Source organism: Kineosporia babensis, assembly GCF_021129305.1.
In the GTDB taxonomy this organism is placed as follows: Bacteria; Actinomycetota; Actinomycetes; order Actinomycetales; family Kineosporiaceae; genus Kineosporia; species Kineosporia babensis.
Window position 1 is genome coordinate 110,941 of the sequence record NZ_JAJOMB010000010.1, and the last position, 24,644, is coordinate 135,584.

The 24,644-nt window shown below is 69.7% G+C and carries 27 protein-coding genes and 3 tRNA genes; 7 read left to right on the forward strand and 23 right to left on the reverse strand.

Annotation, left to right across the window (positions count from 1 at the left end):
* The first annotated feature begins 102 nt into the window (after nt 1-102).
* Nucleotides 103-351, forward strand: a complete 249-nt coding sequence (locus tag LR394_RS19410) for a hypothetical protein (protein WP_231443933.1) — start codon at nt 103-105, stop codon at nt 349-351.
* A gap of 246 nt (nt 352-597) precedes the next feature.
* On the opposite strand, the gene LR394_RS19415 is transcribed toward LR394_RS19410, so the two are convergent.
* The 8 genes from LR394_RS19415 to LR394_RS19450 all read right to left on the reverse strand — a co-directional run bounded on the left by LR394_RS19415 (nt 598) and on the right by LR394_RS19450 (nt 5,082).
* Nucleotides 598-1,638, reverse strand: a complete 1,041-nt coding sequence (locus LR394_RS19415) for an adenosine deaminase (RefSeq protein WP_231443935.1) — start codon at nt 1,636-1,638, stop codon at nt 598-600.
* 24 nt (nt 1,639-1,662) lie between these two features.
* A complete protein-coding gene (locus LR394_RS19420; RefSeq protein ID WP_231443937.1) occupies nt 1,663-2,712 on the reverse strand; it encodes a UDP-N-acetylmuramate dehydrogenase in 1,050 nt (349 codons plus the stop codon).
* Nucleotides 2,713-2,788: 76 nt separating this feature from the next.
* Nucleotides 2,789-3,214, reverse strand: coding sequence for a MaoC/PaaZ C-terminal domain-containing protein (locus LR394_RS19425; protein ID WP_231443939.1), 426 nt, complete (start codon nt 3,212-3,214; stop codon nt 2,789-2,791).
* Nucleotides 3,211-3,663: a MaoC family dehydratase N-terminal domain-containing protein gene (locus LR394_RS19430; protein ID WP_231443941.1), complete on the reverse strand. Its 453-nt coding sequence runs from the start codon at nt 3,661-3,663 to the stop codon at nt 3,211-3,213. Before LR394_RS19430 ends, LR394_RS19425 begins: the two co-directional genes overlap by 4 nt.
* A 90-nt stretch (nt 3,664-3,753) precedes the next feature.
* The gene (gene rpmG / locus LR394_RS19435) at nt 3,754-3,924 is read right to left on the reverse strand and encodes a 50S ribosomal protein L33 (protein ID WP_285616343.1); all 171 of its coding nucleotides are present in this window, start codon (nt 3,922-3,924) and stop codon (nt 3,754-3,756) included.
* 69 nt (nt 3,925-3,993) lie between these two features.
* Nucleotides 3,994-4,066: transfer RNA gene (locus LR394_RS19440), tRNA-Met, on the reverse strand.
* 33 nt (nt 4,067-4,099) lie between these two features.
* Nucleotides 4,100-4,172: transfer RNA gene (locus LR394_RS19445), tRNA-Thr, on the reverse strand.
* A gap of 115 nt (nt 4,173-4,287) precedes the next feature.
* Entirely contained in the window at nt 4,288-5,082 is a 795-nt protein-coding gene (locus LR394_RS19450) for a TetR/AcrR family transcriptional regulator (protein ID WP_231443943.1), read from the reverse strand.
* 103 nt (nt 5,083-5,185) lie between these two features.
* Between LR394_RS19450 and LR394_RS19455 the strand changes: the two genes are divergently transcribed.
* Complete coding sequence (locus tag LR394_RS19455; protein ID WP_231443945.1) at nt 5,186-6,751, forward strand: DHA2 family efflux MFS transporter permease subunit; 1,566 nt, start codon at nt 5,186-5,188, stop codon at nt 6,749-6,751.
* Nucleotides 6,752-6,810: 59 nt separating this feature from the next.
* On the opposite strand, the gene LR394_RS19460 is transcribed toward LR394_RS19455, so the two are convergent.
* Nucleotides 6,811-7,305, reverse strand: coding sequence for a YajQ family cyclic di-GMP-binding protein (locus LR394_RS19460; protein ID WP_231443948.1), 495 nt, complete (start codon nt 7,303-7,305; stop codon nt 6,811-6,813).
* A 152-nt stretch (nt 7,306-7,457) separates the two neighbouring features.
* On the opposite strand from LR394_RS19460, the gene LR394_RS19465 reads away from it, so the two are divergent.
* Nucleotides 7,458-7,539: transfer RNA gene (locus LR394_RS19465), tRNA-Tyr, on the forward strand.
* 241 nt (nt 7,540-7,780) lie between these two features.
* Here LR394_RS19465 and LR394_RS19470 read toward each other — a convergent pair.
* Both LR394_RS19470 and LR394_RS19475 read right to left on the reverse strand, forming a co-directional pair.
* A complete protein-coding gene (locus LR394_RS19470; RefSeq protein ID WP_231443949.1) occupies nt 7,781-8,194 on the reverse strand; it encodes a hypothetical protein in 414 nt (137 codons plus the stop codon).
* 137 nt (nt 8,195-8,331) lie between these two features.
* Nucleotides 8,332-9,534: a glycosyl hydrolase gene (locus LR394_RS19475; RefSeq protein WP_231443951.1), complete on the reverse strand. Its 1,203-nt coding sequence runs from the start codon at nt 9,532-9,534 to the stop codon at nt 8,332-8,334.
* 263 nt (nt 9,535-9,797) lie between these two features.
* Here LR394_RS19475 and LR394_RS19480 point away from each other — a divergent pair, with 263 nt between their 5' ends.
* Nucleotides 9,798-10,664 carry a dioxygenase family protein gene (locus LR394_RS19480; RefSeq protein WP_231443954.1) on the forward strand — a complete coding sequence of 289 codons (867 nt, stop codon included), beginning with the start codon at nt 9,798-9,800 and terminating at the stop codon, nt 10,662-10,664.
* A 48-nt stretch (nt 10,665-10,712) separates the two neighbouring features.
* Here LR394_RS19480 and LR394_RS19485 read toward each other — a convergent pair whose 3' ends face one another.
* Complete coding sequence (locus tag LR394_RS19485) at nt 10,713-11,249, reverse strand: NUDIX domain-containing protein (RefSeq protein WP_231443956.1); 537 nt, start codon at nt 11,247-11,249, stop codon at nt 10,713-10,715.
* Between the two features lie 186 nt (nt 11,250-11,435).
* Here LR394_RS19485 and LR394_RS19490 point away from each other — a divergent pair, with 186 nt between their 5' ends.
* Nucleotides 11,436-12,059 (forward strand): FMN-binding negative transcriptional regulator, encoded by a 624-nt coding sequence (locus LR394_RS19490; RefSeq protein WP_231443958.1) that lies wholly within the window; start codon nt 11,436-11,438, stop codon nt 12,057-12,059.
* 59 nt (nt 12,060-12,118) lie between these two features.
* On the opposite strand, the gene htpX is transcribed toward LR394_RS19490, so the two are convergent.
* The 8 genes from htpX to LR394_RS19530 all read right to left on the reverse strand — a co-directional run bounded on the left by htpX (nt 12,119) and on the right by LR394_RS19530 (nt 20,368).
* Complete coding sequence (gene htpX, locus LR394_RS19495) at nt 12,119-12,976, reverse strand: zinc metalloprotease HtpX (RefSeq protein ID WP_231443960.1); 858 nt, start codon at nt 12,974-12,976, stop codon at nt 12,119-12,121.
* A gap of 121 nt (nt 12,977-13,097) precedes the next feature.
* Nucleotides 13,098-14,669 (reverse strand): NADH-quinone oxidoreductase subunit N, encoded by a 1,572-nt coding sequence (locus LR394_RS19500; protein ID WP_231443962.1) that lies wholly within the window; start codon nt 14,667-14,669, stop codon nt 13,098-13,100.
* Nucleotides 14,669-16,180 carry a complex I subunit 4 family protein gene (locus LR394_RS19505; RefSeq protein WP_231443964.1) on the reverse strand — a complete coding sequence of 504 codons (1,512 nt, stop codon included), beginning with the start codon at nt 16,178-16,180 and terminating at the stop codon, nt 14,669-14,671. The genes LR394_RS19500 and LR394_RS19505 overlap by 1 nt, the downstream gene beginning before the upstream one ends.
* Entirely contained in the window at nt 16,177-18,054 is a 1,878-nt protein-coding gene (locus LR394_RS19510) for an NADH-quinone oxidoreductase subunit 5 family protein (protein ID WP_231443966.1), read from the reverse strand. Before LR394_RS19510 ends, LR394_RS19505 begins: the two co-directional genes overlap by 4 nt.
* Nucleotides 18,051-18,452 (reverse strand): NADH-quinone oxidoreductase subunit NuoK, encoded by a 402-nt coding sequence (gene nuoK, locus LR394_RS19515; RefSeq protein ID WP_231443968.1) that lies wholly within the window; start codon nt 18,450-18,452, stop codon nt 18,051-18,053. The genes LR394_RS19510 and nuoK overlap by 4 nt, the downstream gene beginning before the upstream one ends.
* Nucleotides 18,449-18,982 carry an NADH-quinone oxidoreductase subunit J family protein gene (locus LR394_RS19520; protein WP_231443970.1) on the reverse strand — a complete coding sequence of 178 codons (534 nt, stop codon included), beginning with the start codon at nt 18,980-18,982 and terminating at the stop codon, nt 18,449-18,451. Before LR394_RS19520 ends, nuoK begins: the two co-directional genes overlap by 4 nt.
* Nucleotides 18,979-19,686 (reverse strand): 4Fe-4S binding protein, encoded by a 708-nt coding sequence (locus tag LR394_RS19525; protein ID WP_231443973.1) that lies wholly within the window; start codon nt 19,684-19,686, stop codon nt 18,979-18,981. The genes LR394_RS19520 and LR394_RS19525 overlap by 4 nt, the downstream gene beginning before the upstream one ends.
* 58 nt (nt 19,687-19,744) lie before the next feature.
* Nucleotides 19,745-20,368, reverse strand: a complete 624-nt coding sequence (locus LR394_RS19530; protein WP_231443975.1) for a TetR/AcrR family transcriptional regulator — start codon at nt 20,366-20,368, stop codon at nt 19,745-19,747.
* Between the two features lie 786 nt (nt 20,369-21,154).
* Between LR394_RS19530 and LR394_RS19535 the strand changes: the two genes are divergently transcribed.
* Complete coding sequence (locus LR394_RS19535) at nt 21,155-21,529, forward strand: VOC family protein (RefSeq protein ID WP_231443978.1); 375 nt, start codon at nt 21,155-21,157, stop codon at nt 21,527-21,529.
* Entirely contained in the window at nt 21,511-21,993 is a 483-nt protein-coding gene (locus LR394_RS19540) for a GNAT family N-acetyltransferase (RefSeq protein WP_231443980.1), read from the forward strand. The genes LR394_RS19535 and LR394_RS19540 overlap by 19 nt, the downstream gene beginning before the upstream one ends.
* A gap of 73 nt (nt 21,994-22,066) precedes the next feature.
* Here LR394_RS19540 and LR394_RS19545 read toward each other — a convergent pair whose 3' ends face one another.
* Genes LR394_RS19545 through LR394_RS19555 form a run of 3 tightly spaced genes read right to left on the reverse strand, consistent with a single transcriptional unit; the run spans nt 22,067 to nt 24,533 of the window.
* Complete coding sequence (locus tag LR394_RS19545; protein WP_231443982.1) at nt 22,067-22,813, reverse strand: amino acid ABC transporter ATP-binding protein; 747 nt, start codon at nt 22,811-22,813, stop codon at nt 22,067-22,069.
* Nucleotides 22,810-23,664: an amino acid ABC transporter permease gene (locus LR394_RS19550; RefSeq protein ID WP_231443984.1), complete on the reverse strand. Its 855-nt coding sequence runs from the start codon at nt 23,662-23,664 to the stop codon at nt 22,810-22,812. The genes LR394_RS19545 and LR394_RS19550 overlap by 4 nt, the downstream gene beginning before the upstream one ends.
* Entirely contained in the window at nt 23,661-24,533 is an 873-nt protein-coding gene (locus LR394_RS19555; protein ID WP_231443987.1) for an ABC transporter substrate-binding protein, read from the reverse strand. The genes LR394_RS19550 and LR394_RS19555 overlap by 4 nt, the downstream gene beginning before the upstream one ends.
* Nucleotides 24,534-24,644 lie beyond the last annotated feature (111 nt).

Below are 24,644 nucleotides of genomic sequence, written 5' to 3' on the forward strand. Positions count from 1 at the left end.
CGAAGGCTCCGCGGACTCAGCGGTCGCTCTGCGACGCGCACCTTGCTCGGCACCACGAGGGAGGGGAACCAAGTGGGCTTCACCGCGGGCAGCGCATCAAGTATGAACACTCTCGTCGCATCGGGGGGTAGCGACGGGCAGCAAGGCATTCTCGTACTGGTCTTCATCGTGCTCTTCGCCGTCGCACTCACCGTCATGAACCTGGTCAACCGTTTCCGGCAGCCGTTCGTCGTGGTCCTGCAGAACCCGTTCAAGCTCCTGGTGAAGACGGTGATGCTGGGGGTCACCACCACGGTGGTCACCGTCGCCGTCATCTCGATCATCATCGCCACCGCCGGCTCGCCGAGCTGAACCGCTCGCCCGGCCGCACCACCTGCACCACCCGCCGTCCTGGGCGAAACCCGCCCGACGACAACAGCTTCCGGATCGGACAGGGTCTGTCCCCCGTCGGGCCTCACCGAGCCGGAGCCGCGCTCAGATCAGGCGCGGCGTCTGGTCACCGTCCTGCTTGAGGGTGCGGGACGGTGACCGGGCTCATCAAGGGCGTGGCTCCGGGTCGCCGCCGGAGCCACGCCCTCATCCCGTTCTCCGCCGTTCTCAGACGTTCTCGGTGGCGCCGGCCCAGGCCTCGACCTCGGCCAGCAGCGACTTCTTCACGTCGTCAGGGGCCCGGGATGCCTCGATCGAGGAGGCGGCCAGGTGCCGCAACCCGGCATCGGAAAGGCCGTGCACGTCGCGGGCGGCCTGGTACTGCGCGGCCAGCCGGGGCCCGAACAGCAGCGGGTCGTCGGCGCCGAGGGCCAGCCGGGCTCCGGCCTCGATCAGGGCGGGCAGCGGCACGTCGGCCAGGGTCGGGTACACCCCCAGGGCCACGTTCGAGGCCGGGCACACCTCCAGAGCCACCCCGGCCTGGATCACCCGGTCGAGCACCTCGGGGTTCTCGGCCGAGCGCACCCCGTGCCCGAGCCGGTCGGGCTGCAGCGTGTCCAGAGTCAGCTGCACATGCTCCGGCCCGCGCAGTTCACCGCTGTGCGGCACGCTGGCCAGCCCGGCGTTGCGGGCGATCCGGAAGGCCTGGGCGAACTCCTCGGTGTCGCCCCGGCGTTCGTCGTTGCTCAGCCCGAAGCCGACCACCGTGCCCGGCCCCTCACCGGCGTAGCGGGCGGCCAGCCGGGCCAGGGTGCGGGCGTCCAGCGGATGCCGCATCCGGCTGGCCGCGACCACGATCGCCACCTGGCAGCCGGTGGTCTCGGTGGCCTCCCGGGCGGCGTCGAGCACGATCTCCAGGGCCGGGGTCAGGCCGCCCACGTGCGGGGCGTACGAGGTGGGGTCGACCTGCATCTCCAGCCAGCGCGAGCCCTCGGCGGCATCGTCCTGCGCCGCCTCGATCACCAGCCGGCGCATGTCGTCCGCGTCCCGCACACAGGCCCGGGCCGCGTCGTACAGGCGCTGGAAACGGAACCAGCCCCGCTCGTCCGGGGTCAGCCGGAGCAGATGGTGCTCGCGCAGGGTCTCCGGCAGCCGGATCCGGTGTTTGGCCGCCATCTCCTGCAGGGTCGCCGGCCGCATCGAGCCGGTGAAGTGCAGGTGCAGGTGGGCCTTGGGCAGGGTGCTGACCGGCGGGAGGACTGGCTGCATGACGAGAGTTTGCCAGGTTCAGCTCTAGAGCTGGCACCCGATCAGCTCGGGCTCGGGCACCAGCCGCACGCCGTAGATCTTCTCCACCCCGTCGCGCACCTGCCGGGCCACGTCCAGCACGTCGGCCGCCGAGGCCGGCCCGCGGTTGGTCAGGGCCAGCGTGTGCTTGGTGGAAAGACTGGCCGGACCGGGCAGGCCGAAGCCCTTCGGGAAGCCGGCGTGGTCGATCAGCCAGGCGGCGGACGTCTTCACCAGACCGTCGGCGCTCGGGTAACGAGGTGCCTCCGGGGGCAGTGCGGCGGCCTGATCGGCGGGCAGCACGGGGTTGGTGAAGAACGAGCCGGCACTCCAGGTGTCGTGATCGGCCGGATCGAGCACCATGCCCTTTCCGGACCGCAGTTTGAGGACGTTCGAGCGCACCTGGGCGAGCGGCACCCGTTCTCCGGTCTCGACTCCCAGAGTGCGGGCCAGTTCGGCGTAGCGCACCGGCTCGCTCAGATCGGCGACCACGAACTGGAAGGTGACCTGCAGCACCACGTAGCGCGGGCCCCCGGCGAAGCGCTCGCGCTTGAACCGCGAGTCGCGGTAGCCGAAGCGGCAGTCGGCCGCGGCCAGGGTGCGGATCTTCTGCTCGGCGCGGTCCCAGGTGCGCACGCTGGCGATGGTGCCGGAGACCTCCTGGCCGTACGCGCCCACGTTCTGCACCGGCGTCGCACCGGTGGAGCCGGGGATCCCGGACAGTGCCTCGACGCCGATCCAGCCTTCGCCGACCGCGTGCTCGACCACCGCGTCCCACGGCTCACCGGCCTCGACCGTGATCTCGGCCCCACCGCAGTAGTCGACCGAGTGCACGGTGATCCCCCGCGAGGCCACCTGCACGACCGTGCCGTCGAACCCGGCGTCGCCGATCACCAGGTTGGAACCGCCGCCGACCAGCAGTACCGGTTCACCCGCCTGGTCGGCCGCGCGGACGGCGGCCACCAGTTCGTCGGCGGTGGAGGCGAGAACGTGCCGCCGGGCCGGACCGCCCACTCGCAGGGTTGTCAGTTCGCCCAGCCGCACCATTTCCGCCATCCTCCGCTCAACCACTCCACCTACCGCAGCTTCACCAGCGGCTGTGCTCGTCCGGCCGGGTGAAGCAGATCCAGATCTAGGGCAGGCGGACCACAGCGATCGCCTTGCCCAGCACCTTCTGCTCACCGCTGAGCGCGGTCAGGGTGACCGTGGCGGTACGGGCCTCTTGATCGGTCTTGGTGACCTTGCCGCCGAAGGTGAGTGTGGCGCCGGTCTCGTCGTCCGGCACCGGCACCGGGTTGGTGAACCGCACGCCGTACTCCAGCACCGCGCCCGCGTCGCCCACCCATTCACTGACGTACCGGCCGCCGAGAGCCATCGTGTACATCCCGTGCGCGATCACCCCGGGCAGGCCGACCGAGGTGGCGACCCGCTCGTTCCAGTGGATGACGTTGAAGTCGCCGCTGGCCCCGGCGTAGCGGATCAGGTCGGCCCGGGTGACGGTGATGTCGGTGGTGGGCAGTTCGTCGCCCACCGAGACCTGGTCGAACTGCGCGCTCACGCCTGCTCCTCCGCCCGGATGATCACCATCGAGATCGCGGTGGCGACGGGTTCGCCGGCCGCGTCGGTGATCTCGACCCGGGTGACGACCCGGCCGTTGCCGGCCATCAGCCGGGCGTCGTCGACGTGGGCCACCGAGGTCAGGCGGTCACCGGCGACGATCGGACGGTGGTGGGTGAACTTCTGCTCACCGTGGACCAGGCGGGAGTAGTCGATCCCGGCCTCCGGGTCCTGCATGACCTGGCCCTCGCAGCGCTGGGCGATCACGATCGCGAAGGTGGGCGGCGCGACGACGTCCGGGTGGCCCAGGGCGCGGGCGGCCTCGGGATCGGTGTGTACCGGATCGGACGAGCCGATCGCCACGGCGAACTCGCGGATCTTCTCCCGGCCGACCTCGTAGACCGGTGCGCCGGTGTAGGTTTTCCCGGCGATCTGTGGGTTGACCCCCACGGGCCCCTCCTTGGCTACGCCCGGGCCGAGCCTGGGCAAACACGACGAAGGGCCGCCCCGCGAACGGGACGGCCTTCCGGCGACGACGACTTAGCGGGTCTCGCGGTGCGCGGTGTGGTTGCCGCAGCGCGGGCAGAACTTCTTCAGTTCCATCCGGTCCGGGTCGTTACGCCGGTTCTTCTTGGTGATGTAGTTACGCTCTTTGCACTCGACGCACGCCATGGTGATCTTCGGACGAACGTCAGCAGCCTTGCTAGCCACGGCTTGGCCTCTTTCGATGGGGTCGCTGTCGATGAGGATCGAACTGCGGCGGAGTGGATAACTACACAGTAGCGAGGACGGGACTTGAACCCGTGACACAACGATTATGAGTCGTTTGCTCTACCAACTGAGCTACCCCGCCAAGAGCGGTCTCGCTCTGGACAAGACCAACCAGAGCCCCGATAGGGAATCGAACCCTAGACCTTCTCCTTACCATGGAGACGCTCTGCCGACTGAGCTATCGGGGCCTGTCCTCCGGGCGGCTTGTTGCTGTCCCGGCGACATCGAGAACAGTACAGGATCAGGGGCCCAGGGATGAAATCCATTCCCCCGGGTCGCCCTCCGTGACGGCGTTCTGGCTGTTCAGGGCCGGTTTCGGACGACCTTCGGCGGCTCCTGCGGGTGGTCGAAGGCCAGCGTCCCCGGCTCGGCCAGGCCGCGCAGGATCATGCCCAGCAACTGCCGGTACGAGGTATCGGCCGCTTCCGGGTCGAGCAGGCCGCCCATCTCCAGCGCGACCGCCCCGTGCACGGCGCTCCACACCTGCCGGGCCAGCATCACCGGATCGCCCTCGGTGAAGATCCCGGCCGCGATCAGCGTGACGACGTGGTCCGCCAGGATCTGGAACGCGGCCTCGGCGCACTCGCCGAACTCGGCCGAGGGCTGCCAGTCCTGGCCGACGCGATCACCGAACATCAGCGCGTAGTGCGAGGGGTGCGAAAGGGCGAACTCGCGGTAGCGCGATCCGGACATCCACAGCCGCAGGACCGGATCCGTCTCCCCCTCGCGGGCCGAGATCGCCGCCGTCAGGCCCTGGAAACCGCGCACCAGCAGGGCCTCGATCAGCCCGTCCTTGCTGCCGAACCGGTTGTACACACCCATCGGGGCGACGCCGGCCTCCGAGGCCACGGCGCGCACCGTCACCGCCTGGGCGCCGTCGCGCATCAGCACCGCCTCAGCAGCGTCGGTCAGCGCCCCCTTCAGGTCGGCACTCGGCGTGCGAGAGGTCACCCGGGCCCGCTTACGGCCTTTCCGAGTGGGGTTTTCACCCGAAGGCAGGTCGTCCCCGACCGCCGCCGGAGCGCCCGGGGCAACCACCCCGTCCGTTGCTTCGCCCACTGGACCACCCACCGAAACCGACGCCGGAACGTCTTCCATCCAAGCCCTCCTCTCCCACCCGGCGCCACCCGGGGTTGACGAACCCGTCCTTCTAATAGAACGTGGTGCCACAACTATAGGACGTTGTTCTAAGGAGAAGGTCATGGGCGTCACCGAAAGTCCGGTCCGGGACCCGCGCCGCTGGTGGATGCTCGTCGTCCTGTGCCTGAGTGTGCTGCTGGTCACCGTCGACAACACGATCGTCAACGTCGCGCTGCCGACCCTGAGCAGCGAGCTGGACGCCTCAACCAGCGGGCTGCAGTGGATCGTGGACGCGTACACCCTGGTCTTCGCCAGCCTTCTGCTCCTGGCCGGCCACCTCGGGGACCGGTTCGGGCGGCTGCGCACGCTGCAGGTGGGCCTGCTGCTGTTCGGCCTGACCTCGCTGCTCGCCGCACTCGCGGGCAGCACCGGCGAGCTGGTCGCCGGGCGGGCCGCGATGGGGGTGGCGGCCGCGCTGATCTACCCGGCCACCCTGGGGCTGCTCACCAACATCTTCACCGACGCCCGGGAGCGGGCCACCGCGATCGGGATCTGGGCCGGCGTCTCCGGTCTGGCCGTGGCGATCGGCCCGGTCAGCGGCGGGGTGCTGCTGGAGCACTTCGGCTGGAACAGCGTCTTCCTGATCAACCTGCCGATCGTGGTGCTCGCCCTGATCGCCGGCCGGCTCCTGCTCAGCGAGTCGAAGGACCCGCACGCCGGTGGCTTCGACCGGCTCGGCGCATTCGGCTCGGTGGCGTTCGTCGCCACCCTGGTCGGGACCCTGATCGAGGCCCCCAACCACGGCTGGACCTCCGGCTTCACGCTCACCGGGTTCGCCGCCGCTGCGGTCTTGCTGATCGCGTTCGTGGGCTGGGAGGCCCGTCACCCGCACCCGCTGCTGGACGTGAGGCTCTTCACCAACCCGCGGTTCAGCGCGGCCAGCGGGGCGATCACCGCCGCCTTCTTCGCGCTCTTCGGCTTCATCTTCCTGATCACCCAGTACTTCCAGGCCGTCGAGGGCTGGGGGCCGCTCCGCGCCGGTCTCGCCACCCTGCCGTTCGCCCTGGTCACCGGGGTTCTCTCGCCGGTCGCGATCCTGCTGATGAAGCGCCTGGGCACCACCGTCGTGGTCACCGCGGGGATGGCCCTGATGTCGGCCGGCTTCTACCTGGCCTCCACCGCCACGCTGAACTCCAGCTACTGGGGCACGATCATCAGCTCGATGGTGCTGATGGCGGCCGGCCTGGCGCTGAGCACCGGCCCGGCCACCGACGCGATCATCGGGGCGCTGCCCAAGGAGAAGGCCGGGGTGGGCTCGGCGGTCAACGACACCACCCGCGAGGTCGGCGGCACGCTGGGCGTGGCCGTGCTGGGCTCGGTGCTGAGCTCCTTCTACGCCAGCAGCGTGCAGGACTCGCTGTCCGGCCTGGGGATCGGCGGCGAGAGCGCGGCGATCGCCAAGGAGTCGGTGATGGCCGGCGTCGCGATGGCCGGTCAGCTGCCCGCAGAACTGGCCGGACCGGCCGCGGACGCGGTGAAGCAGGGCTTCCTGGACGGTCTGCAGGCCGGCTCCCTGATCGCCGCCGCGACCGCCGCGGTGGGTGCGGTGGCCGTGGCCTTCCTGCTCCCGGCCCGGCACCGCGAGGAGACGCCGGCCGAGAAGGACCAGCAGCTCACCTCGGCCTGAACACCTGAGGGGTCCCCCGGCCAGTGGCCGGGGGACCCCTCAGGTGTTGGTGCTCAGGCTCAGCGGTAGTTCACGAACTGCAGCGCGACATCCAGATCGGCCGACTTCAGCAGCGCGATGACTTCCTGCAGGTCGTCCCGGTTCTTGCTGGAGACCCGCATCTCCTCGCCGGTGATCTGGGTCTTCACACCCTTCGGGCCCTCGTCCCGGATGATCTTGCCGATCTTCTTGGCGATCTCCTGGGACAGGCCCTCCTTGATGTCGGACTCCATCCGGTACTCCTTGCCGGAGGCCTTCGGCTCGGAGGAGTCCAGCACCTTCAGCGAGACGCCCCGCTTGATCAGCTTGCTCTGGAACACGTCCAGAACCGCCGTCACCCGCTCCTCGCTGTTGGCCTTGATCACCACGGTCTTTTCACCGCTCCACTCGATCGAGGCGCCGGTGCCCTTGAAGTCGTAACGCTGGGCGAGCTCCTTCTCCGCCTGGTTGAGCGCGTTGTCGACCTCCTGCCGGTCGACCTTGCTGACCACATCGAACGACGAATCGCTGGCCACGAAAGAAGCTCCTTCTTGCTGGTGAGAGGCTGGTCGTTCCCGGCGCCGGGGCCCTCGGTGGGGCCCGGGCGGGCAGCGGGTGCGCGAAGCACCCGTCATCCTTGCTATTCTTCCATTCGCCGAACGGGCCAAGGCCCGGGCGGTTGCACGATGGCTGGTTGCCCGAGTGGCCAAAGGGATCTGACTGTAAATCAGACGGCTCAGCCTACGCAGGTTCGAACCCTGCACCAGCCACAGTGGCGAAACGGCCGCTGACCTGCACGATCAGGTCAGCGGCCGTTCTGCTTTGCCGAGCGGGACACCATCGGCCGAACGAACTCCCACCCCCAAGGCGTCCGAAGTTTTTCCAAGATCACCGCCGAGCAGTCCGCCCAGCCCACATGACTTGGGTCACAGTTGCCGCCCGACGCCAAAACGCGCGGAGCGCCTCCCGGATGCCGACCCGCACCCAAGAAGCGCTCCGCGCGTAACCCAGCTAGCTACGTCCCCAATCAGGGTCTTCGAGCAGGGCCTGAACCTCGGCCGGGGAGAGCGTGTCCGCCTCGAAGCCGCGCTCGGACAGCCATTCCTGCAGCAGCGTGCGCGCGGTGGGCGGATCGCAGCCCAGCCGGGCCATGATCACGCCGGTGGCCAGGTCCCGCATCTGCTCGGCCTGGACCCGGGCCACCGCGTCCCGGGCCTGCCCGGCCTGGTCGGTGAGGTCCCGTTCCAGGGTCAGGCAGATGGTCAGCGGGTCCACGTAGCGCCGGAGCCGGTCGGACTCCGCCCCCTCGGTGATCTCGCCGAGCAACAGCCCGACCATCGAGTTCAGCAACTCACGCAGGGGGGTGGAACTCTGCAGGCTCGGCTGAGTGGCATCGGGCCGCGGTGGACGGCCTGTGGTCGTCATGCAGTCGTACTTCCTCATCCATCACGGAGTGGGACGGAAAGCTGGGTCCCACCAGGAAATGGATCTTTACGACTGCTTCACAAAGGTCCGGAAGGATCTTAGCCCGATCGGGGCACTGCTTGGTGCATGCTCACCGGTTACGAGCCTGCGGCCTGCTGGTAGAGCGGGGCGAACAGTTCCTTGAACTTCGTCGCGCTGTTCGGGAACGAGTCCTCCAGGCTGTGCTTGCCGCCGGCGCCGTCGGAGTAGTCGTACTCGAAGTAGGCCGCGTAGGCCACGTTGTTGTCCGGGTCGGTGATGAAGTCGTACATCCGCTGGATGTAGTCGGGGTTGTCGTGGCCGCCGATGCCGTCCGGGCGGGCCCAGACGCCCCACTCCGGCAGGGTCAGCGGCTTGCCGTGCTCCTTGGCGAACTGTGACCAGAACTCCAGGCCGCGCTCGCCGCCGTAGACCGACACGTCCCAGGCCTTCTTCTGGGCCGCCACGTAGCAGGGGCCGTCGCAGTTCTCCGGGTACGGGTAGGCCGCGCCGGAGACGTCGTAGGCGTCCACCCCGACGTAGTCGACCACGTCGTCACCCGGGTAGTAGTCGACCGCGTCGTACTTGTTCGGGCCGCCGTTGACGTTCCAGTCGAACTCGAAGTTCGCCCCCTCGACCGAGCGCATGCTCTCGACGATGTTGCGGTAGAAGGCCTTCCAGCTCTCGGTGTCGTCGGTGGCCCACTTCCACGACTCGAGGTTGAACTCCCAGCCGACCCGCAGGATCGCGTCCTCCTGGCCGTTGGCGACCAGGTTCTGGGCCAGGGTCTGGAAGTAGCTGTTGTAGTCGCCGGCGGCACCGGCCTGGACGCTGACCGTGTCGTCGTCGCTGGGCAGCATCGGCACGGCGTAGACCAGCCGGTACGGCGTGTCCTTCCACTCGTCCAGCAGGTACTGCGGGCTGGCGATGTTGTCCCAGCTGCCACGGGCCGAGAAGTCGACCACGTACTCGACATCCGCGCCGAGCCACTGCTGGTACGCCTCGACCTCGGCGGCCGAGGTCTGCCGGAAGACGCCGTACTTGGTACCGGTGTCGGTGGCCGCGGGGGCCGAGGCGCTCGCCGCCGGGGTGGCGCCCTCGTCGTCGTCCGAGCCCTGGGTGACCGCGAAGATCACACCGATCAGGGCGATCAGCGCGACCACCGCACCCGCGCCGAGCAGACGCCGGCTGGAATTCTTCTTCGCGGGCGTCTCGGCGGGAATCGGGCTGGTCGCCTCCGGATCGGCTTCCGGGGCCGCATGCCGGTCGTTTTCCTGGGACAGGCCGGGGCGTGGGGCCTCGTCCGACGGAGTGGCATGCATGGCTCGAAAACCTTTCGGGTCGGGGGACACGAACAGTGCTGCCCCAGCACAACTTTGCCGTTGCGCAAGGGTAGTCACGTCCGACGCTTCTTCCATTGTCGAGAGTGCCAAGAGTTCGCGGTGAATCCGCTGAGAACCCCGGCGATGACCCAACGGCCCGAGCACGACGACGGGTTCCGGATTCACCCGAACAGTTGACGGCAAACCGGACCGCCACCCGCGAGTGCTTGAGATTTCAACTAACTAGTCTTACCTTCAAACACATGACGATCTCAGGACCTGGTGCGGCGTTCGACGCCTTCCTGCCCGGTGCGCTGGCCACCAGTAAGGCCCAGCCCACCTGGACCTCCGGGAACGGCGCGCTGCCGGCGCTGTACCTCTCGCACGGCGCGCCCCCGCTGTTCGACGACGGCGACTGGATGGAGCAGCTGCACGCCTGGGCGCTGCGGATGCCCAAGCCGAAGAGCATCCTGATCATCAGCGCGCACTGGGAGTCGGCCCCGCTGAGCCTGACCAGCCCGGTGGCGAGGACCCCGCTGGTCTACGACTTCGGCGGGTTCGACCAGCGTTACTTCGAGATGCAGTACGCCACTCCGGACGCGGCGGAGCTGGCCCGGCTGGTCACCTCGGTGATGCCGGACGTGGAGACGGTGCACCAGCACAACAGCCGGGGGCTGGACCACGGCGCCTGGGTCCCGCTGAAGGTGATGTACCCGCTGGGCGACGTGCCGGTGCTGCAGCTGAGCATCCCCACCCACGACCCGGCGAAGCTGATGGAACTGGGCCGCCGGCTGCGTCCGCTGCGCGAGCAGGGGGTGCTGATCATCGGCTCCGGCTTCATGACCCACGGGCTGCCGTTCCTGACCCGCGAGGCGTTCGCCGGCAAGGTGCCCGGCTGGTCGGCGGACTTCGACGCCTGGGCCCAGGACTCGCTGGCCCGCGGCGACGTGGACAGCCTGATGAACTACCTGAAGCGCGCGCCCGGGCTGCCGTACTCGCACCCCACGGTCGAGCACTTCGTGCCGGCGTTCATCACGCTGGGCGCCGCGTCGAACCCGGAGGCCCCGGTCACCACCACGATCGAGGGTTACATGTGGGGCTTGTCCAAGCGGTCGTTCCAGGTCGCCTGAAACGGTTTCCTCCCAGCCCGCACGGGCTGGGAGGCTGCTTTTGGACGTTCAGCGCGCCGAACGTCCGTATGTTGTGTATTCAGTGGTCCCCAGGGCGAGAGCCTCGAGCGAGACCAGCAACCGGCGGCTCAGCGACGGTGTGAGCGGGGTAGAGCCGAACTCGTCGGGGTAGACGAAATGGGCTGCGCTCAGCTCGCTCTCCTGCAGCTTGATCGCCGCGATCTCGTCCGCGCCGAGCACCCCGCCGTCGAAGACGAACTGGATCTGGTCGCCCCACACCCCGTGCCGCGGAACCCAGTCCACCACCAGCAGCCGGCCCGGCGCCTTCTCCAGCCCGAGCTCCTCGGCCAACTCCCGGGTGCAGCCCAGGTGGGGGTCCTCGTTCGACTCCACCACTCCGCCGGGCATCACCCAGGTCGGCTTGTAGACCGCCTCCAGCAGCAGCACCCGGCCCTGCTCGTCGCGGATCAGCGCGGCCGCGGCGACGTTCTTGGCCGGCAGGCGGGAGGCGATGCCCGGGTTGAACTCGGCCTCCGGCACACCCTCGGTGAGCAGATCGTCGGCCAGGGTGGGATTCGTGGTCACGTCGCTCGATGCAACACCTGTCCGGCCGCGTCGTGCAAGCTCAGCGGGCCGGTAGTGCCGGAGTTCACCGGATCGACTCACCGATGTTCGACAACCGCACTGGTGCGTGCCCGGTCGGCAGTCCGATAGCCGCAGACCCCGGATTGGCCGTCGACCCCCGAACCCGGTCTGGGCCACAGTCGGCTCATGTATGTCCCCGCGCACTTCGCCGCCGACCCCGAGCAGATTCGTGCCCTGCTGGAGCACCCCGGCGCGGCCGATCTGGTCACTCCGACGGCCGAGGGGCTCGCCGCGACCTTCCTACCCCTGGTCTTCGACCCCGAGGCCGGGCCGCAGGGCTCCCTGCTGGGGCATTTCGCCCGGAACAACCCTCACTGGCGCCAGGAGCCGACCGGCGACTCCCTGGTGATCCTGCACGGCGCTGACAGCTACATCTCGCCTTCCTGGTACGCGTCCAAGGCCGAGCACGGGCGGGTGGTGCCGACCTGGAACTACCTGACCGCCCACGTCCACGGTCGGCTGGTGGTGCACGACGACGTGACCTGGCTGGAGGCGCTGGTGCGCAGGCTCAGCGATCAGCACGAGGCCGGGCGCTCACAGCCGTGGTCGGTGGACGATGCCCCGGCGAAGTTCGTGGCCGGACAGCTGCGCGCGATCGTGGGGGTAGAGCTGCAGATCACCCGGATCGAGGCCAAGGCGAAGTACAGCCAGAACAGGCCGCCGGCAGACCGGGACGGTGTGGTCGCCGGACTTCGAGCCGACGGCGACGAGGCCGGGGCGGCCGCGGTCGAGAGGTTCGCCGGCCGTTGACATGACACAGCCCCCGGAACCGAGCGAAGGCTCCAGGGGCTGTGCTTTCGGGGGTTGGTTCAGCGGCGGTAGCCGGCCATCGACTCCAGTCGGGCGATGCGGTCGGCCATCGGCGGGTGGGTGGCGAAGAGCTTGGCCATGCCGTCTCCGCGGAACGGGTTGGCGATCATCATGTGGCTGGAATTGACCAGTTCCCGCTGCGGGGGCAGCGGCAGCTGGCGGGTGCCCATCTCCAGCTTGCGCAGCGCCGAGGCCAGGGCCAGCGGGTCGCCGGTGAGCTTGGCGCCGTCCTCGTCGGCGTCGTACTCGCGGGTGCGGCTGACCGCCATCTGGATCACCCCGGCGGCGAGCGGGCCGAGCAGCGACATGGCGATCATCGCGACGAAGTTGGGGCGTTCCTCGTCGTTGCCGCCGAAGAAGAACGCGAAGTTCGCGATGAAGGTGATCGCGCTGGCCAGCGCCCCGGCGATGGAGGCGGTGAGGATGTCGCGGTTGTACACGTGCATCAGCTCGTGGCCGAGCACCCCGCGCAGCTCACGCTCGTCGAGGATCTGCAGGATGCCCTCGGTGCAGCAGACCGCGGCGTTGCGCGGGTTGCGGCCGGTGGCGAACGCGTTCGGCGCCTGGGTGGGTGAGATGTACAGCGCCGGCATCGGCTGGCGGGCCTCGTTGGCCAGTTCCCGGACGATCCGGTACATCACCGGCTGCTCGGCCTCGCTGACCGGGCGGGCGTGCATCGCCTTGATCGCCATCTTGCCGGAGTTCCAGTACTGGTAGCCACTGATCGCCAGCGAGATGCCCAGGGCGATCACCAGACCCGTGGAGCCGGCCATCAGCTGGCCGATCACCAGCAAGAACGCCGACATGCCGCCCAGCAGGACAGCGGTCTTCAGCCCGTTGAAATGACTATGACCCATTCGGTGCTCCCTGACTCCTCTCGACCGGTGCCACCGGGCACCGTCAGGAAACTCAACGGTGCCCGGCCTGATCACGTTCCCGGCCGGGGCCCCGTCGCCCTGGCCGGCTCGATGATCTTGCTCAGTGCAGGATCCCAGGAAGCAGCCCGGCGATCACCTCGGCGCCCACGGACAGTCCGAGACAACCGGCGGCTGCTCCCCCGAGCACGATCCCCTCAGCGGGACGAAGCCGCCACCGGGGCGCACTGCGGTCACCGGGTGCGACCAGTAGCGCGACCCAGCGTAAGTAGTAGGCCAGCGCCAGGGCGACGTTGAGGGCGGCGATCACCGCGACCGGCCAGACCTCGGCGTCGACCACCGGGCGCAGCGCCACCACCTTGGCGATCAGGCCCATCACGCCCGGCGGGAGGCCGGCCAGGCAGAGCAGGGCGAAGGCCAGGACGGCGCTGGCCACCGGCTCGGTCCGGCTCAGGCCGCGGTAGGTCTGGAGGGTGTGCTCCTCCCCCGAGCGGTGGTGCCGGGCCACCAGCACCACCACGGCGAACACGGCCAGACTGGCCACCACGTAGGCCAGGAGGTAGCCGATCGCGCCGGCGGTGGCTTCGCGAACGCTGTCGCGGGAGGGGCCGGCCGCGGCGAAGGGCAGCATTACCCAGCCGGCCTGCGCGACGGTGGACCAGGCCAGCAGGCGCACGGCCACGTTCTGGCGCAGGGCGATCAGGTTGCCCACGGTCATGGTGAGCACGGCGAGGATGCCGATCAGCGGGGCCCAGGCCTCGTGCAGCGCGGGCAGGCCGATGCCCAGCAGGACCACGGCGGCGCTGACCCCGGCGGCTTTCGAGACGGTGGACAGGAACGCGGCGATCGGCAGGGGCGCCCCGGCGTAGGTGTCCGGGGTCCACATGTGGAAGGGCACCAGCGAGACCTTGAACCCGATGCCGGCCAGGCTCAGGACGGCCCCGGCCACCGCCACGACCAGCACCGGCCGGTCCGGTCCGGCGGCCAGCACGTCGGCGATCCGGAACAGGTAGAGCGAACCGGTGGCCAGGAAGAGCAGGCCGATGCCGAGCAGGAGCATGCCGAGCGAGGCGATCGCGGTGAGCAACATGGTCACCGCGGCCTGGGCCCCCTGGGCGTCGCGGCGCAGGGCGATCAGGCCGATGGTGGGCAGGGTGGCGGTCTCCAGGGCGACGGTGAGGGTGGCCAGGTCGCGGGCCCCGGCCAGGGCGGTGGCCCCGGCGACGGTGGCCAGGAGCAGGGTGTGGTGGGCGGTGCGGTCCTTGGCGCCGGGGCCGTTGAGGGCCAGGAGCAGGCAGGCCACCGCGCCGAGCAGGACGATGCCCTGGACCGCGAGGGTCAGGTCGGAGACCACGTAGGAGCAGCCGAAGCCGAACTCGGCCGGGCTCAGCGATTCCGGCAGCCGGGTCGGGCCGGTCTGCCCGGTGGTCACCACGAAACCGCCGGAGCAGGCCGTGTTCCGGTCCTCGCCGTCCAGCGCCAGGTAGGCCACCCCGCCGGCCGCGGTCAGCAGACCGGCGAGGCCGATCAGGTCGGAGGGCAGGCGCAGCCCGGGCCGCAGAGCGTCGGCGAGCAGGATCAGCAGCAGGGCCACCACCGGGGCGATCACCGGCAGCAGGGCCACCAGGTCGATCGAGGGAACTCCGGTCAGGCGGGCGGAGGTCTCGGTCAGCATCACGGGACCGCTCCCCCGCCGGGCAGAAGCAGCCGGACCACTCCGGCGGTGGCGCCCAGCAGCGGGCCGGGCACCAGGCCGAGCCCGACCGTGGCCAGGACCAGCGGCATCATGGTCACCGTCTCGTGTCGAGTTGCGTCCGGGCCCTGGCCCGGTTCGGGGCGGCCTTGCCAGAGCACTCTCAGCACCCGCAGCCAGTAGGCCGCGGCGATCACGGTCCCGGCTGCGGCGATCACGGCGAACGGACGATTGAGCATCCCGAGCCCGCTGGACTGCCAGGCCCCGGCGACGGCCAGCAGCTCGCCCCAGAACACGGCCAGGCCCGGCAGGCCCAGACCGGCCACCGCGCCGAAGGTCAGCAGCCAGCCCAGCCGGGGCATCCGGTCGCGCAGGCCGGGGCCGAGCTGCTGCAGGTCGGAGCTGTGCTGCCGGTCCTTCAGCGCCCCGACCACGAAGAACAGCAACGCGCTGACCACCCCGTGGGCGATGTTGGCGAACAGTGCTCCCTGCAGGCCGGTCGGGGTCATCGAGGCCACGCCGAGCAGGACGAAACCCATGTGCGCCACCGAGGAGAGGGCCACCAACCGCTTCAGGTCGCGCTCCACCAGGCAGGCCAGCCCGGCCCAGACGATGCCCGTCACGGCGAAACCGCCCAGCCAGGGGGCCACGTTCGCCATCCCCGCCGGAAGGATCGGTACCGCCACCCGCACCAGGCCGTACGTACCGAGCTTCAGCAGTACCCCGGCCAGCAGCACCGACCCCGTGGTGGGAGCGATGGTGTGGGCCGGGGGCAGCCAGGTGTGCAGCGGCCACATCGGGGTTTTCACCGCCAGGCCGATCACGATCAGCACCGCCGCCACGGTCTGCGTGGTCGCCGACAGGCCGGCGCCGCCCCGCTGGATCAGTTCGGTGATGTCGGAGGTGCCGGTCCGGGTGATCACCAGGATGATCCCGAGCAGCATGACCGCCGAGCCGGCCGCGGTGTAGAGCACGAAACGGGCCGCCGCGTTGGCCGGCTGGCCCTCCTGCCGGCCGTCGCCCCAGACCCCGATCACGAACCACATCGGGATCAGCACGGTCTCGAAGGCGACGAAGAACAGCAGCAGGTCGAGCGCGGTGAAGGTGGCGATGGCGCCGCCGGTGACGGTGAGCACGCAGACCACCAGCAGCCGGTCGGGTTCGGCCCGGGTCAGGTGCAGGCAGGTCAGCACGGCCAGCAGGGCGGTGAGCAGAACCAGTGGTGTGCTCACCCCGTCGAGCCCGAGGGAGGCTTCCAGGCCGAGCGCGGAGATCCAGTCGGTCCGGGCCTGCAACTGCATCCGGCCGAACCCGCGATCCCAGGTGACGAAGGCGGCCAGCAGGGAGAGCAGCAGGGTGACGCCGCCGATCGCGGTGCCGATCCAGGCCGCCAGTCGGTCAGACAGCAGGGGTACGGCGAGCAGCACCAGGGCGCCGGCCAGCGGAAGCAACACCAGAACCGGCAGCAGCCAGGTGTATCCGGTCCCCGTCATACCAGCGCCATCCCTGCCACCGTGATCACGACCGCGCCGACGAAGACCCAGGCCGCGTAGGCCGAGGCCAGACCGGTCTGGGCCAGGCGAAGAAGTTTTCCGGCGATCGTCGTTGTCGGGCCGGTCGCCCGTACATAGGCGTCGATCACATCGTGCTCAGCGGCCTTGACCACCGTGGCCAGCCAGAACACCGGACGGACCACGAGTACCCGGATCACCCGGTCGAAGCCGAACGCATCCAGCAGTACCGTCTGCGCTCGCGCCGGGAGGGCGGTTGCGATGTCTGCCGTGCCGAGTCGCGGGGCCGCCAATGCTGCCGCGACAGCGCAAATCGCCAGCAGAGCGCCGGTGATCGCGGTTCCGGGCTGGATGTGCAACCCGTGCAGCACTTCCGGCGGCCACAGGAGCAGGACGCCGAACGCCACGCTCGGAACGGCCAGGAGGTACAGCGGGAACACCATGGCCGCGGGCAAGTGGTGCGGGGCTGGGGACAGCTGCGTTCGTCCCATCGCCACGATCGACCACGCGCGCCCCGCGTACAGACCTGTCAGCACGATCGTCGCTACCCCCGCGACCAGAACCATCCAGCCCACCCAGGTCCCGGCGTGCGCTGCCTCTTCTGCCGCACCGAGCACCGCCTCCTTGGACCAGAAGCCGCCGAAGGGCGGGACTCCGGCCAATCCCAGGAGACCGATGCCGAAGAGCACGGCCAGACTTCGGTGGGTACGCCAGAGCCCGCCCATGTCAGCGAGCGCGGTGGAGCCGACGATGTGAACCACGCAACCGGCGGCCAGGAACAGCAGGGCCTTGAAAGCGCCGTGGGACAGCAGATGTGCCACCCCGGGAGCAGCCAGGCCCACGGGGTCGCCGGAACCCAGCTCCCGGTCGGAGGCCACGCAGACCGCGGCGAGCATGTACGCGACCTGGCTGATCGTGGAGTACGCGAGCAGACGTTTGAGGTCGGTCTGGGCCAGCGCCGCCAACGCCGCGCCGACCATGCTCACCGACGCCAGCACCGCGCCGATCTGAAGGGCTCCGGGGGCCGTCAGGAACAGCGGGAGCATCCGGGCCACCAGGAACACGCCGGCCACCACCATCGTGGCCGCGTGAATGAGCGCGGAGACGGGGGTAGGGCCCTCCATCGCATCCGGCAGCCAGGTGTGCAGCGGGAACTGGGCCGACTTGCCCACCACTGCGGCCAGCAGCAGAAGCACCGCGGTAACCGCCGTCCCGTGGCCGATCTCGTTCTCGGCCGCCGCCCGGTTCAGCTCCGCGATCGACGTGGTGCCCGCCCCCGCGATCAGCACCACCACGGCCAGCACCAGGCCGATGTCGCCGGTCCGGGTGATCAGGAAGGCCTTGACCGCGGCGGCCCGGGCCGCGGCGCGCTCGCTGTGGTGGCCCACCAGCAGGTACGAGGCCAGGCCCATGACCTCCCAGCCGATCAGCAGCAGGACCAGGTCGCCGGCGTGGATCACCAGCATCATCGCGGCGGTGAACATCGAGACGGTGGCCGCGTAGGCGCGGTAGCGGGTCGGGGTCTCGGCGGTGCCCTCGCCCTGGAAGTAGGCGGTGGAGTAGATCTGCACGCAGAGCGCGACCAGGGCCACCATCACCGCGACCACTGCGGAGAGCTGGTCCGAGCGCAGGTCCAGGCCGATGGTGATGCTGCCGAGCTGAGCGCTGCCGAGCAGACCGATCGAGGAGACCGGGCCGTCGGTGCTCACCAGGGTCAGCTCGGCGATCGCCGCGATCAGCGCGCCGGCCGATCCGAGAACGGCCCAGTCGGCGGCCCAGCTGCGCTTCGTCAGCAGGCCGAACACCGCGGCGGCGGCCGGGAGCAGGACCGCGAGCAGGGCGGCGGATTCGGTCATTGCCCGTTGGCCTTCGCGGTCTGAGGGGTTTCGGTGTACGTGGCCGAGGCCTCACCGAGTTCTTGCACGGCGGTCAGCTCCACGGTTCCGCGGGCCCGGAACAGCAACAGGACGATGGCCAGGGCCACGCCGATCTCGGCGGCTGCGATGGTGATCACGAAGATCGCCATGCTCTGGCCCGGGATCAGCGGGTCCTGGACCTGGCCGGTGGCCTGGCCCAGGGCGGCCAGCCCGCCCGCGGGCAGCGTCGAGGCCGCCACCAGCAGCAGGTTGGCCGCGTTGAGCAGGAGTTCCGCGCCGATCAGGACGAGGACGGCGTTGCGGCGGGCGAGGATTCCGTAGACGCCCAGGCCGGCCAGGACCGAGGCCAGGACGAGCGGGCCGAGCAGGTGGATCATCTGGTTCCGTCCTCGTCCCGCTTACGGTCGGCCGGTCTGCGGGACACCGCGATCGCGGCCACCAGGGCGGCGAGCAGCAGCACGGAGAGCAGTTCGAACGGCAGCAGCCAGCCCGAGAACACCGCCTCACCGATCGGTTTGGCGCCGCCCTGGCCGGAGCGGACCTGAACCTCGGTGCCCCCTACGGCATAGATCAACGTGCCAGCCAGGATTCCCCCCACGGCGAGGCCGGCCGCTCCCGCCGCCAGTTTCTGCAGCGGGGGTCCGTTCAGCCGCGGGCTGGGGTCTACCGGGGCGCGGGTCAGCATCAAGGCGAAGATGACCAGGACAACCACGGCCCCGACGTAGACCAGAATCTGGACCAGAGCAACGACTTCCGCGCCCAGCACCAGATAGACGCCCGCCAGGGAACCCAGACAGACCACGAGCCAAAGCGCGCAGTGCACCACCCGCGGGCTGGTCACCGCCAGTAGCCCGGAGGCGCCGCCGAGGACAGCCAAGGCGATGAACAGCACCTCGAGACCGCTCACCGGTCGCTCCGGCTCTCGGGCGGCTCGGGTGGCTCGGTGGTTTCGTTCGATTGAGGACGAGGGGGGCCGGCATCGGTGCCGACCGGGTCGGGCTCGATCTCCACCGCCCGCTCAGCTTCGGACTGAGCTGCCTCGTACGCGGCGATCGCCTTCTCCGCGGCGGCGCGGGCCACTCCTACTTCCTTGGCCTCGACCGACCCCGGATCCGGCAGGGGCGGGGGCGGCACGCTGGCCATCCAGCTCTCCAGCCGGTCGCTCTCGTGCAGCAGGTCGCGGATGTCGAACTCCGCGTACTCGAACTCCGGGCTCCAGAACAGCGCGTCGAACGGGCAGACCTCGATGCAGATGCCGCAGTACATGCACAGCGAGAAGTCGATCGCGAAGCGGTCCAGCATGTTCTTCTGCCGGGCGCGTCCGCCGGTCTCGGCCGCCGGAACCTCTTCCTTGTGCGACTCGATGTAGATGCACCAGTCCGGACACTCCCGGGCGCAGAGCATGCAGCTGGTGCAGTTCTCGGCCAGCAGCGCGATCACCCCGCGGCTGCGCGGCGGCAGATCGGGCCGGACATCGGGGTACTCGGCGGTGTGGGTGTGCCGGACCAGCGCCCGCGCGGTGGTGGCCAGCCCGGAGACCAGCCCCCGGCCGAGACCGGGCCGACGGTCGCCGGCGGGGTGGTCCGCGCCGTGCTGCGGTTCGGAGGTCACCGCTGCATCTTGCCGTGTTTTGCGCGGGCAGGTGTGACCTGCGCGACGCCGAGTCGGCTCAGCGCTGGGCGGGTGGCATCAGCGAGACGCTCAGGCCCAGTTCCCGGGCCGCGTGCTCGTCCGCCCAGGCCCGGGCCCGGCCCCGCGAAAGAGTGCCTCTGACCTGCGCCGCCACGATCAGGCCGTCGAGCTGGACACAGATCCGCAGCACCGTCTCGGCCGGGTCGGGGCAGTCGAACTCGCCCGCCTCCACCCCCTGGCTGACCAGCCGGGTCATGCCGTGCCGCCAGCGCTCGTCGTTGTGCCGGACCACCGCGCGGATCTCCTCGGTGTAGCGCCCCTCGGCCCAGGCGTCCACGTTGCGGGAGAAGACCTCGAGGTCGGCGGTCTCGGTGGCGATCTGCTGGTAGAGACCGATCACGTTGCGCAGCCGCTCGGCGTGCGAGCCCGGGCCGGCCACCACCGCCTCCATCGCCGCGAGCTCGCGCTCACCGGCCTGGGCAAATGCTTCCGACAACAGCCGTTCTTTGGAATCGAAATGATAAAAGACCAGGCCGGCGCTGATTCCGAGCTCCGCCGCGACATCGGCCACCCGGGTGCGCGCGAATCCCTTGCGCGAGATCACGGTGGCGGCGGCCCGGAGAATCTCCTCGCGCCGGATCCCTGCCTGCTGCCGTGCCACCTCACCGACCTCACGTGCGATCCCGACAAATACCCGGGCCGGAACCTGTCCGCCTCCGGCCGGAGGTCAATCTTTTCCGATTGCCGGCCGAATCCGGCGATCGCCGAGGCGGCATAGCGGAAACCCGGCCCGATCGGCAGCGATATTAGCCGTACTCGCACCGCAGTTCCGGCGATTTACCTGAATCCGGCTCTTGAGCTGGCCGAATATCCGAATCGCGAACCCCGGCGATCAGTTCAGCGAGCCCGGGCGAATCAGATCCAGATCCGCACACGGCCGATTCGCCCGGGCCATTGAGCCGGCACTCTGTGTCGCTGGTACCACAACTCAACGCAATCTCCTCTCCCGCCTCAAGCACGAACCGTCCCCGATGACGACCCGCACCCGACCGCCCGCCGGGAGCCATCGGCGCGCCCGTCGTCTCCCATTGGTGGCCCGGATCGGTTTTCCCTCCGGCATTCGGGCAATGCTCAGCACGGCTCGCGGCCCGCCCTTCAACTGCACCGAAAATCCATGCGCAGGAAATCCGCACTGCACCGACCGGAACGGCCACCGTCGCCGACCGCCACCCGAGCGCACCGCCGGTGCAGCGAAAGTGCGCCACAGATGCTCCGGTCCCGGCCCGACCAGGCCAATTGAACCTCCGGCCCCGAACCACCGGCGTCCTTAATCCCATTCATGACCTGGGCATTCCAGACTTTTCCCGGCACCTGTTCCCCAGGTCGGCGAATGCCCTCGTCGCTTCCGGGCGGTCCGATCGCGAGGCTTCTGGCAGTATTCGCATTTGTGGAACGTGTGACGGGTATCGGAGGTGTGTTCTTCCGGAGCAGAGATCCGGAAGGGCTGGCCGCCTGGTACGAAGACCATCTCGGGGTGACTCCGGTGCCCCTGACCTATGCCGAGGAGCCCTGGCATTCGCAGTCCGGGCCGACGGTGTTCGCCGCCTTCGCGGACGAGACCGACCACTTCGGCCGGCCCGCCCAGCAGTGGATGGTGAATTTCCGGGTGCGCGACCTGGACGCGATGGTGCGGCAGCTGCGCGGTGCGGGAGTCCTGGTCGAGGTCGACCAGGAGGTGTACCCCAACGGGCGTTTCGCCAGGGTGTACGACCCTGAGGGCAACCCCGTGGAACTATGGGAGCCGTGCGCAACTCTCCCGTAACCGATCTCGTCCTGCGCGAGGCACCGTTCGACAGTCCCGAGGCGATCGCCCTGATCTCCGAGATCCAGCAGGAGTACGTGAACCGCTACGGCGGCCCGGACGACACCCCGGTGGTGGCTGCCGAGTTCAGCCCGCCCACCGGCCTGTTCGTCGTGGCCGAGGTGGGCGGGGAACTGGCCGGCTGTGTGGGACTGCGCTCGCACGTCATCGAGGGCGTGGAGTGCGCGGAGATGAAGCGGCTGTACGTGCGCCCGGCGTTCCGGCGGCGGGGGCTGGCCCGCAAGCTGCTGGTGGGGGCGGAACAGCGGGCGGAGCTGCTGGGCTACCGTCGGCTGATTCTGGAGACGGGAGACCGCCAGCCCGAGGCGATCGCGTTGTACCGCAGCTCGGGTTATCAGCCCCACGCCGGTTTCGGCATCTACGCCGGCGAGGCCGGCTCACAGTACTTCGCCAAGGATCTCTGAACCGCTTCGAACCAACAGGGGACGTCGACCGCGAGTGCCGCGGTCGACGTCCCCTGTTGGTTGTCGTTGCCTTTCAGAGCCGTCCGGCCTGGATGATCCGCTTCAGGAACTGCTGGGTGCGCTCCTCGGTCGGCTCGCCCAGCACCTGCTCCGGGGCACCGCGTTCCAGCACCCGGCCGCCGTCCAGGAAGCACACCTCGTCGGCCACCTGCCGGGCGAAACCCATCTCGTGCGTGGCCACCAGCATGGTCATGCCCTCGGACTTCAGGTCCCGCAGCATCGCCAGCACCTCGCCGACCAGCTCTGGGTCCAGAGCCGAGGTGACCTCGTCGAACAGCATCAGCACGGGGTCGTTGACCAGCGACCGGGCGATCGCCACACGCTGCTGCTGACCGCCCGAGAGGTGATCGGGGTAGGCGTCGGCGCGGTGCTTCAGGCCGACCCGCTCCAGCATCGCCAGGGCGCGCTCACGGGCCACCTCGGCCGGCACCTTGTGCACCTTGCGCGGGGCCAGCGTGATGTTGTCCAGCACGCTCAGGTGCGGGAACAGGTTGAACGACTGGAACACGATGCCGATCCGCGAACGCACCTGGTCGGCGTCGGCCCGCGGGTCGGTGATCTCCCTGCCCTCCAGCTCGATCACCCCGTCGTCGACCGTCTCCAGCAGATCGAGGCAGCGCAGCAGGGTGGACTTGCCCGAGCCGGACGCCCCGATCAGCACCACCACGTCGTGCTCGGCCACGTCCAGGCTCAGATCCCGCAGCACCACGCTGGAGCCGTAGGTCTTGCGCAGGTTCTGGATGCTGAGCAGCGGGCTCACAGGTGGCCTCCGCCGGGGACGGCCCCGTACTTGCGCGAGACCCGGTCGGTGATCCGGGTCAGCGGGATGGTCAGGAGCAGGAAGAGGACGCCGGCCACCACGTACGGGGTGAAGTTGAAGCTGGTCGCGGTCTCGATCTGGGCGGCCCGGACGGCGTCGATGGCCGCGCCGAGCACCGAGATCAGGCCGGAGTCCTTGGTCAGCGAGGCCAGGTCGTTCAGCAGCGGCGGCACCACCCGGCGCACGGCCTGGGGCAGCACCACGTAGCGCATGCTCTGTGGTCCGCTCAGGCCCAGCGAGCGCGCGGCGGCCCGCTGGCTGGGGTGCACCGACTCGATGCCTGCCCGGAACACCTCGGTGACGTAGGCGGAGTAGGTCAGCACCAGGGCGATGCAGCCCAGCACGATCGGGTCGGTGGGCACCCCGGTCAGGTTCAGCGCGGGTACGCCGAAGCCGACCAGCAGCAGCACCAGGATCAGCGGCAGACCGCGAAAGACGTCCACGTAGACCGTGGCGAGCGCCCGCAGGGGCCAGAACACCGGGCCCCTGAGCGTTTTCAGCATGGCCATGACCAGGCCGACCACGAGGACGCAGACGGCGCTGACCAGGAACACCTGGACGTTGATCCAGAAGCCCTCGAGCACCGCCGGGAACGACTCGACGGCCTTGTCCCAGCTGAAGAACGTCTCGCGGGTGCGTTCCCAGCCGGGTGCGCTGAGAACTGCGGCGATCAGCGCACCACCCACGACCAGGGTGCTGAGTACCGCGATCAGCAGCGACTGCAGGCTCTGCCGACGGCGGTAGGCGTCTCGTTCCTGCTGGCGTGCGGAAGGGACCCAGGTGTCACTCACTTGAGTTCGGGGGCGCCGGCGGCGTCGGTCAGCCACTCGGTCTCGAGCTTGTCCAGGGTGCCGTCGGCCCGCAGCGCGTCCACCGCGCCGCTCACGCAGCTGGTCAGCGAGCTGTCCTTGGCCAGCAGCAGGCCGAACTGCTCGGTGGCGGTACCGGCGGCCGGGAGCTGACCGATCACGGAACCGCCGTCGAGCTCGGCCGAGGCCAGGTACAGGGCGGTCGGCAGGTCCACCACCAGGGCGTCCACCTGGCCGTTGTTCAGCGCCAGCTTGGCCTTGTCGTTGTCGTCGAAGACGGCCGGCTGCTGGGACGGCTGGATCTGGTCCTCGATCGCCTGGTAGCTGGTGGTGCCCACCTGGGCGCCGAGCTTTACGTCCTTGAGGTCGGCCAGCGAGGTGGCGCCGGCGGCCTTGCTGCCCTTGATCGTCACGACCGCCTGGGCGACGTCGTAGTAGCCGCTGGAGAAGTCCACGGCCTGCTTGCGCTCGTCGGTGATCGAGAACTGGTTGATGTCGAAGTCGAAGGTCTTCCGGCCGGGCTGCACGGCCGCGTTGAAACCGACCGTGGCCCACTTGACCTGGTCCTTGGTGTAGCCGAGCTGCTCGGCCACGGCGTAGGCCACGGCCGACTCGAAGCCCTTGCCGTTGGTCGGGTCGTTGTCCTCGAACCAGGGCGTGTAGGCCGGGGTGTCGGTGCCCACGGTCAGCGTGTTCGCGGCCAGGGTGTCCAGGTCGGCGGGGGCGCAGGCGGCGGCCTCGGACGGCGTTGCGGAGTTGCCGGCCGCACCGTCGGAGTCGGCGGGCGCACAGGCGGCGACGGCCAGCAGGGCGATGAGGGCTGAGCCTGCGGCAGGCAGTCGGCGGGACATGAATACTCCAAGGTCAGCGCGTGGTTGCGGCGATCGAGTCTAGCTCTGCACGATCTGCTGCCAGCACGCGCTTCACGCCTGCGGCCCCTGGGTGATCCGATCGTGACCAGG

Coding starts and splice junctions, on each gene's coding strand:
- LR394_RS19490 (WP_231443958.1), top strand. CDS start 11,436: ATGTATGTCCCCGCGCACTTCGCCGCCGACCCCGAGCAGATTCGTGCC.
- LR394_RS19555 (WP_231443987.1), bottom strand. CDS start 24,533: ATGTCCCGCCGACTGCCTGCCGCAGGCTCAGCCCTCATCGCCCTGCTG.
- LR394_RS19470 (WP_231443949.1), bottom strand. CDS start 8,194: ATGACGACCACAGGCCGTCCACCGCGGCCCGATGCCACTCAGCCGAGC.
- LR394_RS19455 (WP_231443945.1), top strand. CDS start 5,186: ATGGGCGTCACCGAAAGTCCGGTCCGGGACCCGCGCCGCTGGTGGATG.
- LR394_RS19510 (WP_231443966.1), bottom strand. CDS start 18,054: ATGACCGAATCCGCCGCCCTGCTCGCGGTCCTGCTCCCGGCCGCCGCC.
- LR394_RS19480 (WP_231443954.1), top strand. CDS start 9,798: ATGACGATCTCAGGACCTGGTGCGGCGTTCGACGCCTTCCTGCCCGGT.
- LR394_RS19500 (WP_231443962.1), bottom strand. CDS start 14,669: ATGCTGACCGAGACCTCCGCCCGCCTGACCGGAGTTCCCTCGATCGAC.
- LR394_RS19505 (WP_231443964.1), bottom strand. CDS start 16,180: ATGACGGGGACCGGATACACCTGGCTGCTGCCGGTTCTGGTGTTGCTT.
- LR394_RS19420 (WP_231443937.1), bottom strand. CDS start 2,712: ATGGCGGAAATGGTGCGGCTGGGCGAACTGACAACCCTGCGAGTGGGC.
- LR394_RS19450 (WP_231443943.1), bottom strand. CDS start 5,082: ATGGAAGACGTTCCGGCGTCGGTTTCGGTGGGTGGTCCAGTGGGCGAA.
- LR394_RS19475 (WP_231443951.1), bottom strand. CDS start 9,534: ATGCATGCCACTCCGTCGGACGAGGCCCCACGCCCCGGCCTGTCCCAG.
- LR394_RS19410 (WP_231443933.1), top strand. CDS start 103: ATGAACACTCTCGTCGCATCGGGGGGTAGCGACGGGCAGCAAGGCATT.
- htpX (WP_231443960.1), bottom strand. CDS start 12,976: ATGGGTCATAGTCATTTCAACGGGCTGAAGACCGCTGTCCTGCTGGGC.
- LR394_RS19415 (WP_231443935.1), bottom strand. CDS start 1,638: ATGCAGCCAGTCCTCCCGCCGGTCAGCACCCTGCCCAAGGCCCACCTG.
- nuoK (WP_231443968.1), bottom strand. CDS start 18,452: ATGATCCACCTGCTCGGCCCGCTCGTCCTGGCCTCGGTCCTGGCCGGC.